Source organism: Fulvivirga aurantia (assembly GCF_009711475.1).
Lineage (GTDB): Bacteria > Bacteroidota > Bacteroidia > Cytophagales > Cyclobacteriaceae > Fulvivirga > Fulvivirga aurantia.
In genome coordinates, this window is sequence record NZ_SMMD01000222.1 from 1 (window position 1) to 1,028 (window position 1,028).

General features: G+C 38.1%; 2 protein-coding genes. Both read left to right on the top strand.

Annotated elements, in window-relative coordinates; translation table 11 throughout:
- On the top strand, nt 1-400 hold a 400-nt coding region (locus E1176_RS20245), incomplete at its 5' end, for a hypothetical protein (protein WP_185152511.1).
- 4 nt (nt 401-404) lie between these two features.
- A complete protein-coding gene (locus E1176_RS00725) occupies nt 405-965 on the top strand; it encodes a rhomboid family intramembrane serine protease (protein WP_246205899.1) in 561 nt (186 codons plus the stop codon).
- Nucleotides 966-1,028: the final 63 nt, after the last annotated feature.

A 1,028-nucleotide genomic window follows, 5' to 3' on the forward strand; every position in this document is an offset into this window, starting at 1 on the left:
TGTTTCTATTTTAATTGCCGGTGCAGATGGTACTATTGATAAATCTGAAATAAAACAGGCAGTGAGTCTTTCTAAAAGTAAACAAACAAGCGCTCGGGAAGATCTTATAGAATACTATCGTGTGGCAGGTCAGGATTTTGAAGATAAAATGAAAATTATGATTGCTGCCTATCCTAAAGACGCTGCAGATCGTAACCCACTTATTATAGGTGAGCTTGAAAAAGTCAATCAAATATTTCCAAAACTTGATCCACACTTTGCTCAGGAGTTTTACGCAAGTATCAAAGATATGGCTAAGAAAATAGCGGAAGCCTCAGGCGGAGTACTAGGCTATATGGCTGTGGGTTATGAGGAATCTAAACTAATAGGCCTTGAAATGATTAAGGCTCCGAGCCATTAACTACATGTCGGCAGGGCAAAGAACACTGGTAGGTAGTTCAATACCTCCATTAAGATTGACATTTTTTATGTGGCTCGTATTTGTAATCGAGGGAGCCTTTTTCTTAAATCTGGGTGTTTTTGGCATTTACCCCCGCACGATGTTTGGTCTTATAGGGATCGTAACAGCACCTGTATTACATGGTGATTTATTGCACTTGGTTTCTAATACCATTCCTTTGATGTTTTTGGGAGTGGTATTGTTCTTTTATTACAACAAAATAGCCACAGCAGTATTTCTTAGATGCTACTTCGTAACTAATATATTGGTATGGATATTTGCCAGGCCTAGTCTTCATATAGGAGCCAGTGGCCTTGTCTATGGACTTGCTAGTTTCTTGATATTCTATGGTTTTTTTAAGAGAGACCTACGATCTCTTATAATTTCTGTAATCGTCACCATGCTATATGGTGGTATTTTTTACGGAGTATTACCATCAAATCCTATGGTTTCATGGGAGAGTCACTTATTTGGAGCAGCAGTAGGGTTATGGACTGCAGTTAGTCTTAGAAAGAAAAAAGCATAAAAAAAGGGAGCAGCGCTCCCTTTTAAGTTTTTGAGTCTATTCTTATTAGGGTTGAACTTTGAT

What these genes read in the sequence shown, in the direction of transcription:
- E1176_RS00725 (WP_246205899.1), top strand. Translation starts at nt 405, where the DNA reads ATGTCGGCAGGGCAAAGAACACTGGTAGGTAGTTCAATACCTCCATTA.